This is a genomic window from Paenarthrobacter sp. 22069 (assembly GCF_052046035.1).
Lineage (GTDB): Bacteria > Actinomycetota > Actinomycetes > Actinomycetales > Micrococcaceae > Arthrobacter.
Window position 1 is genome coordinate 216,794 of sequence record NZ_JBQEQF010000005.1, and the last position, 7,421, is coordinate 224,214.

Annotated in this window: 6 protein-coding genes and 1 pseudogene; 2 read left to right on the forward strand and 5 right to left on the reverse strand. The window is 63.9% G+C overall.

Going from position 1 to position 7,421, the window contains the following annotated elements; all coding sequences use genetic code 11:
• Positions 1 to 95: 95 nt before the first annotated feature.
• From ACTJK0_RS06025 to ACTJK0_RS06040, 4 genes are all read right to left on the reverse strand, one after another.
• Complete coding sequence (locus tag ACTJK0_RS06025; protein WP_440744609.1) at positions 96 to 755, reverse strand: MFS transporter; 660 nt, start codon at positions 753 to 755, stop codon at positions 96 to 98.
• Positions 716 to 1,444 (reverse strand): MFS transporter, encoded by a 729-nt coding sequence (locus tag ACTJK0_RS06030; RefSeq protein WP_440744610.1) that lies wholly within the window; start codon positions 1,442 to 1,444, stop codon positions 716 to 718. Before ACTJK0_RS06030 ends, ACTJK0_RS06025 begins: the two co-directional genes overlap by 40 nt.
• A gap of 536 nt (positions 1,445 to 1,980) precedes the next feature.
• Complete coding sequence (locus tag ACTJK0_RS06035) at positions 1,981 to 2,616, reverse strand: GntR family transcriptional regulator (protein ID WP_440744611.1); 636 nt, start codon at positions 2,614 to 2,616, stop codon at positions 1,981 to 1,983.
• A gap of 122 nt (positions 2,617 to 2,738) precedes the next feature.
• Positions 2,739 to 3,644 carry a LysR family transcriptional regulator gene (locus tag ACTJK0_RS06040; protein WP_440744612.1) on the reverse strand — a complete coding sequence of 302 codons (906 nt, stop codon included), beginning with the start codon at positions 3,642 to 3,644 and terminating at the stop codon, positions 2,739 to 2,741.
• Between the two features lie 128 nt (positions 3,645 to 3,772).
• On the opposite strand from ACTJK0_RS06040, the gene ACTJK0_RS06045 reads away from it, so the two are divergent.
• Both ACTJK0_RS06045 and dctA read left to right on the forward strand, forming a co-directional pair.
• Complete coding sequence (locus ACTJK0_RS06045) at positions 3,773 to 4,915, forward strand: PrpF domain-containing protein (RefSeq protein ID WP_440744613.1); 1,143 nt, start codon at positions 3,773 to 3,775, stop codon at positions 4,913 to 4,915.
• A gap of 53 nt (positions 4,916 to 4,968) precedes the next feature.
• Entirely contained in the window at positions 4,969 to 6,279 is a 1,311-nt protein-coding gene (gene dctA / locus ACTJK0_RS06050) for a C4-dicarboxylate transporter DctA (RefSeq protein WP_440744614.1), read from the forward strand.
• A gap of 204 nt (positions 6,280 to 6,483) precedes the next feature.
• On the opposite strand, the pseudogene ACTJK0_RS06055 reads toward dctA, so the two are convergent.
• A pseudogene (locus tag ACTJK0_RS06055) lies at positions 6,484 to 7,372 on the reverse strand (IS5 family transposase).
• Between the last annotated feature and the right edge of the window lie 49 nt (positions 7,373 to 7,421).

The following is a 7,421-nucleotide window of genomic DNA, read 5'->3' on the forward strand; positions in this document are numbered from 1 at the left end:
GGACCGGTTGTTTCTGTGCAGGTCCTGTGCGTCCGGNAAGCCGGACGCACAGAGCGGCAGAAGGGAGTCGGTGCTGGCAGGAAAAGCCCGTGCTGTCAGGAAATCCTCTTCGTGGGCCGGTCTGCCATGGCTCCGGAGGGAGACTCCTCCTGCACCCGGCCGCGTGCAACCGGCCTGTCGCCGCCGCGGCGCAGGCTCAGCATCACAAGGCCGGCGGCCAGCAGGCAACATGCCAGGAAGATGGACGTGGCAAGGAAACTGCCGTGCGTCACGTCCTGGAGGTAGCCGCCAACATAGGGGCCGACGAAGCCGCCGAGGTTGCCCACCGCATTGATCAGGCCCATGGCGGTGCCGGCAACAGCCACCGGCATGGCACGGGATGCGGAAGCCCAGAACGGGCCGTCATATGCCAGGGCTCCGGCGACGGCGATGCTGATCAGGGTGACCGCCAGGAACGGCGCGTTGTCCCCGGTTGCAACTGAGAGCACCAGGGCAACAGCACCAACTGCCATCGAGAGGAGCACATGCGTCGAGTAGCGGCCGGTGCGGTCGGCGGCCTTGGCGTTGTACCAGAGACCGACCATCGCCAGCACATATGGGATCGCGGTGATCAGGCCAACCTCCATGGAGGACCCGGAGGTGATCGTCTTGATCACGTGCGGCAGCCAGATATTGATGCCGTAGAAGCCGATCTGGATGAGGAAGTACACCAGGGTCAGGCGCCACACCACTGAGTTGGACATGACGTGGCGCATGCCCAGCTTTTCCTGCTGGGATGGGCTGCCGCGTCAGCAGCCAGTCCCTTCTCGATGTACTCGCGTTCCTGCACCGAGCACCACTTCGCTTCACGCGGGTGGTCGGCGATCAGGGCCCACCACAGGGGTGCGGCGATGACGAACGGGAAAAGACCTTCGATGATGAACAGCCACCGCCAGTCCGCGAAGGACAGGATCCACCCGGAAAGGGGTGCCGTGATGATGGAGGCAATGGCGATGTTCATCATCCAGAAGGCGTAGGCCCGGGCGCGTTCAGCGGCGGGGAACCAGTGGCTGATCAGGACAAGGATCGCCGGCCAGATCCCGGCCTCGGCGACGCCCAGGAAGAAGCGCACCACAAGCAGTTGGGTGAAGTCCTGGATGAACCCGGAGAGGACCGCCAGCACACCCCAGATAAGCACCATGATGCCGACGAACTTCTTGGCGCTCCAGTGTTCGGCGAGGTGGCCGCCCGGTATTTGCAGGACCAGGTAGCCGATGAAGAAAATGCCGGCCGCCAGCCCCTGTTGGGCGGCGTCAATGCCCAGGTCCTGGTGGAGTCCGTTGAGGGCGAACCCGATATTGGTCCTGTCCATGAACGAGATGATGTAGACGATGATGGCGACAGGGATCAGCCGCTTCCACCGGGCATTGCCCACGGCCGGTGCTGACGTAAGGTTGCGTGCCATCGGATTTGCTCCTTTGCACTATGGCTAATGGATTCGCGCCCCAGCACGCTTTACTCTTCCGCGGACCCAGGTGGGCCGCCTTCCGCCGCAGGACGGAATCAGAAGGTCTTTGCAGGGGGAGCCGCCAGTGCGGCGGTGCAATCCGTCGCTTGGCCTGCCGACGATCCCCTCACGCGGGCCATGCACTTATTTAATAGCAACTGTTGCGCTTAAGCAAGAGAAACCCTCCTGCTTTGCCTACAAGAGTGCTTTCTTCCACTCCCTTACCATTGCCGTATCGCAATTAACCCCGGGGCACCGGCAGACAAGACACCTCCGGAAGGGTCGACGGCGGCAATCACCCCGCCGCCGCCGTCGTCCTTTGAACCATGGCCGGCTGAGCGGAAAAGCAAGGTGGGGCAGGCTCATTGGAGCCCGCCCCACCCCTTGCGCCGGCCGACGTCCTGCACCCGACTTTCGGGCTACCTGTTGCGATGGGTATGCAGGAGCATCTGCCGGCGGGTTTTTAGGGGACGCTGCCAGGCCGCCGGTGCGGCCTAAAGCGTCCGGGGATCCTCGGCATACATCTTCAACCGGATGGCCAGGGCCTCCGTCATGTGCCGCGCTGCCACGTTGCCGGCGCGTTCGGCGTCGCCCTCCTCTATGGCGGCCAGCAGCTCTGTGTAGGCCGCCAACACGGTCGGCCATCTGCCGGGGTAGGTCAGTGTGGTGAAGGAATACCGGCGTACCTGCTGGTCCAGCCGCTCCAGCAGGCTGATGAGCGAGGGGCTGTGGGTGGCATGCCACAGCTGCGTGTGGAAGGTCCGGTTCGTGTCAGCGAGTATCCGCCCGTCTTCGACATCCAGGTCGCGCATCTTGAGCAGCAGCGCGTTGAGCGAGCGCTTATCCAGCGATGTTGCCTTCGTGGCGGCCTTGGAAGCGGCAGCCTGTTCGAGGATGATCCGCGACTCGTAAATGTCAATGATCTCCTCAGCGGAATGGGTGCGGACAACAACGGCCTTGCCGCGCCTTTCGAGCAGGCCGTCCTGTTCCAGCCGCTGGAGGGCCTCCCTGACAGGCGTTCTTGAGGCACCGTACCGCTCCGTGAGCTTGGCCTCCGTGAGCGGCTCGTCAGGAGCAAAGACGCTCGCCAGAACGTCTTCCCGGAGCCGTTGATGGATGGGGGTGGCCAATGCTTCCTCTTTTCAAGCCGATTCGCATACCATTGTATACAGTTGTACGCAGAAAAGTACCGGCGGCACCGTACAGGCGAAAAACGGCGTGAGTCCGCGCTGGAACGCCAACCGTTTCCGCGTCAGGAAGCCTGCCTCTTGGCAACGGACTGAAACACCTTCGTCGCCTGTTGCGCTGCCGGACTGAGACGCCGGTTGGCCAAATGGGCAAGGAGGATGCGGCGCTTCGGGGACCCGGAGAGGGGAACCGCCACGACGTCGGGCCGCAGGGCGGTCAGTGCGAGCTTCGGCGCCAGGGCGATACCGATACCCGCCGCCACCATGCCCTGCGTCTCCTGGTAGTCGTTGGCTGCGAAGGCGATCCGCGGCTCAAACCCCGCATCGCTGCATACGCGACGCAGAACATCGGCCACGGGGTGCTCGTCGCGCACCACCCACTCCTGGTCCCGCAGGGAGCCGATACGGACCGCGCCCTGTTTCGCAATGGGGTGCTCCCGCGGTACCAGAAGCACCGTAGGATCGTTGGTCAGCCGGACCAGGGCCAGGTCGGGGTCCTCGATTTGCTCCCAGGGATAGTCCCAGAGAAGCGTCAGTTCGGTTTCCCGCCGCCGCAGCCGCTCCAGCAGGCCATCCCGGCGGGCACTGACCACCGTCACTGCCACCTCCGGGTGGCGCGCACGGAATGCGAGGACCACATCCGGCATCAACGATGCTCCAACAGTAGGGAAGGTCCCCAGACGCAGCTGGCCCCGCCGAAGGCCCGCGAACTCTCCCATCTCCGCCCGCGCAGCTTCGACAGTCCTGTCGATATCCTCCGCATACTGCAGGAGGGCGTGACCCGCTTCGGTGAGGACCACACCCCTGGGATGGCGCTCGATGAGGACCACGCCCATCTCCTGCTCAAGCTTGGCGATCTGCTGTGAGACCGCTGAGGTGGTGAAGGAGAGGGATGCCGCTGCGGAGGTCAGGGACCCCGTGCGGCCCACCTCGCGGAGCACATGCAGCCGGTGGAGATCGAAGATTGCCATGGTTTGAGTTTAGCAAAAGTAGATAGTCATCCATTTATTTTCGATTGTGCTGAACGCACTGATCCCTGATCGTAGAAGTACAAGGCGCTGTGAAGTAGAGCACCTGCAAGTTACGAGGGAGAAATACAGTGGGACTCAAAGGACGTTGGTACCGGGGCGGCACCAGCAAGTGCTGGCTCTTCGATGCCAGGGACGTGGCCCTCCACGCCCCCACCCGCGAGGACATCCCCGCGCTGCTGTCAGCCGCTTTCGGCGCAGCGGACGCGCGGCAGCTGGACGGCGTCGGGGGCGGAACGTCCACCACGTCAAAGGCTGCAGTCATCTGGGCAACCCCTGGTGCCGAGGCAGACCTTGACTACCTATTCGCCCAGGTGGGGATCGGTGACCCCACCGTTGAGCTGGGCTCCAACTGCGGCAACTGCGCCACCGCCATTGCCCTGTTCGCAGTCCAGACGGGCATCGTTCCCGCCCGGGACGGCATGACCAAGGTCCGCATGCGCCACGTGACTTCCGGCGCCGTGCTCAGCGGAGCGGTTCCCACTCCCGGCGGCCGGATTCCCAAGTCCGGCCTGGCCCGGGTTCCGGGCAGCAGCGCTGCCGGTGTTCCCGTCAGCCTCTCGTTCCACGGCCCCTGGGGCCAGAACACCGGTGCACTCCTGCCTACCGGCACCCCGGTGGACCAGCTCCAGGTCAACGGCAGGACCCTGGACGCAACGATGGTGGACGCCGGCGCCCCTGCCGTGCTTCTCGCAGCCGACCAGGCCGGCGTCGATCTTTCCTCTATGACTGACAACCTCACCGCCCAGCTGCCCACCCTCATCGCAGCACGGGCATCAGCAGGCCTCATCATGGGGCTGCGGAAGCCTGAGGATCCGCCGCAGAACGCTGTCCCGAAAGTCGGGGTTGTGGCACCTGCCGGCGACTACACCGCCGCGGACGGAACAACCATCACCGCCGGCAGCCACGACGTGCGGGTGCGGATGTTGTCCATGCTCGCACCCCACCCTGCCATCGGCCTGACCTCAGCCGTGGCAGTTGCCCTGGCATCCTCGCTGCAGTCATCGGTCGTAGCCAACGCGGCAGGCCAATCACCCTCCACCGGCACCGGAACTCCCCGCCTGCTGCGGGTCGGGACACCTGCCGGCGTCATCACCGCCGAAATCATCACCGATGACACCGGCGCCGTCAGCGAAGTGGCCCTCCACCGGGCAGCACGCCACATCGCCACCGCAGACATCGACGTGGCCCCGGCCGCGGAGCTGTCAGCTTAAATCCCTATCTTTGCCCGGTCACCAAGGGCAGGCACCAAGCAGGAAGTTGTTCAATGAAGATCAAATCCATCCTCGGACACCTCTATGTCCAGGTACTCATCGGAGTCGCGCTCGGCGTCGTTGTGGGCGCGCTGTGGCCGGACCTCGGCGCATCCCTCAAGCCCATCGGCGACGGCTTCGTGAAACTCGTGAAGTTCATGATCGCCCCGATCGTGTTCTGCACCATCGTGGGAGGCATCACCTCCCTGCGGGACACCAGGAAGGTGGGCCCCACCCTGATCCGCTCGCTGGGCCTCTTCTATGCCCTGACGGCACTCGCCCTGGCCCTTGGCCTGGCGGCGGTGATGCTCTTCCAGCCCGGTGCGGGCATGCACATCGATCCCACGCACCTGGATTCCTCGGTGGCCCAGAAGTACACCACCCAGCTGCCCAGCAGCAACCCCGTGGACTTCATCCTAAGCATCATCCCCACCACGTTCGTTGGCGCCTTCGCGGACGGGGAAGTCCTGCCCGTACTGGTCATTGCCCTGCTCTGCGGCTTCGCCTTCAGCAAACTGGGCGCACCGGGCCAGCTGGCCCTGAAGGTGGTCAACAGCTTCAACAAGCTGCTCTTCATCATGTTCGGCTACATCATGAAGGTGGCTCCGCTGGGAGCTTTCGGGGCCATGGCCTTCACCGTTGGCAAGTACGGCGCCCACTCCATCGGAAACCTCGGCATGCTGATCCTTGCCTTCTACGCCGCCTGCATCGTCTTCGTGGTGGTGGGCCTGGGCATCCTGGCCAAGGTGACCGGCTTCAGCCTGTGGCAGATCCTGCGCTACTTCAAGGACGAATTCCTGATCGTCCTGGCCACGTCCTCCAGCGAACCTGTCCTGCCGCGCCTGCTGTCCAAGCTCGAACGGATCGGCTGCGACCGCAGCGTTGTGGGGCTCGTGGTCCCCACCGGCTACTCCTTCAACCTGACCGGAACGGCCATCTACCTCACCCTGGCCTCCATGTTCATCGCCCAGGCCTGCGACATCCACCTCAGCTGGGGCCAGATCCTGCTGATGCTCGGCATGATGCTGCTGACCTCCAAGGGCGCGGCCGGCGTCACCGGAAGTGGTTTTGTGGCCCTGGTGGCGACGCTGACGGTCATGCCCACCCTCCCCGTGGCCGGCGTTGCCCTCATCGTTGGCATCGACCGCTTCATGAGCGAGGCTCGCGCCCTCACCAGCACGGTCTGCAACATCGTCTCCTGCGTCGCAATCGCCAAGTGGCAGGGTGAGCTGGACATGGCCAAGCTCCGCTCCGAGCTCCAGGCGGGCTTCGTGCCCACTGAGGCGGAAAAGGTCGAGCTGGCCGAACCTGCCCTGGCACACTAGCCAGCCGGCAGGCCACTACCCACCGCGTTTGCCCGGGATCCCAGAAGGGGTCCCGGGCAAACCCTTGCAAGGGCTACTACTTCACACCCCCACGGAAAGGACCCTCAATGAGTGAGCGCCAAACGGAACAGGAAACAGCAGAGGACTGCGACACCGGCACCTGCTTCTACTGCCAGGGCCCGGAAACCGACTAGGTCGTGTCTGTTAATTGTGTACTCGGTGGAATGTTGTGATCGCTCCTAGTAGTACCCCGCCGAGGAATGTGGTGGCGTACTTGTCGTAGCGGGTTGCGATGCCGCGCCAGTGTTTGAGGCGGTTGAAGCCGCGTTCCACGGTGTTGCGTTCCTTGTAGATTGCCTGATCGAAGGCCGGTGGCCTTCCACCGGCTGAGCCTTTGGCCTTCCGGCGTTCAATCTGATCTGAGCGCTCCGGGATGGTGTGCCTGATCCGGCGGGACCTCAACTCGGTGCGCGTGGAGGGATGGGAGTAGGCCTTATCGGCGAGCAGCCGGAACTGCGTGGCGTCTTGAATCTTATGGGCTTCGAGTAAGGGCACCAGTTGCGGATTATCACCGGCCTGGCCGGGAGTCAGCAGCATCGTGACAGGCGCGCACGCCCGGTCGGTAAGAGCATGGATCTTTGTTGTCAGCCCGCCTCGAGAGCGTCCGATCGCGTGGTCAGCCGGCTCGCTGGGCAGAAACTTGTAACTCGGCACTGCCCCCTGTGTGGTCTGGATCGACCGTCACCTTGGGCGCTCCGGCAGCATGCTGATGTGCCCGAACACTGGTCGAATCAACGGAGAGCAGTGACTCCAACTCCGTGTCCTGGGCACCGGTTGCCGTCTTTACCGCCGCGAACATCTGCTCATAGGACCCGTCGACAGACCACCGCCGGTGGCGCTCCCACACCGACTGCCAGGCACCGAACTTAACCGGCAGGTCACGCCACGGCGAACCGGTGCGAAAACGCCAGCAAATACCCTCAAGCGTCAAACGGTGATCGTTCCAGGGCCGCCCTCGCCGGCCCCCTGCAGTCGCGACTACAGGCTCAATCACCGACCACAACTCATCTGAAATAACATTCGCACGAAGCATCCATCCAGCCTCGAACATCCAAAGCCGAATATTTAGCAGACACGCCCTA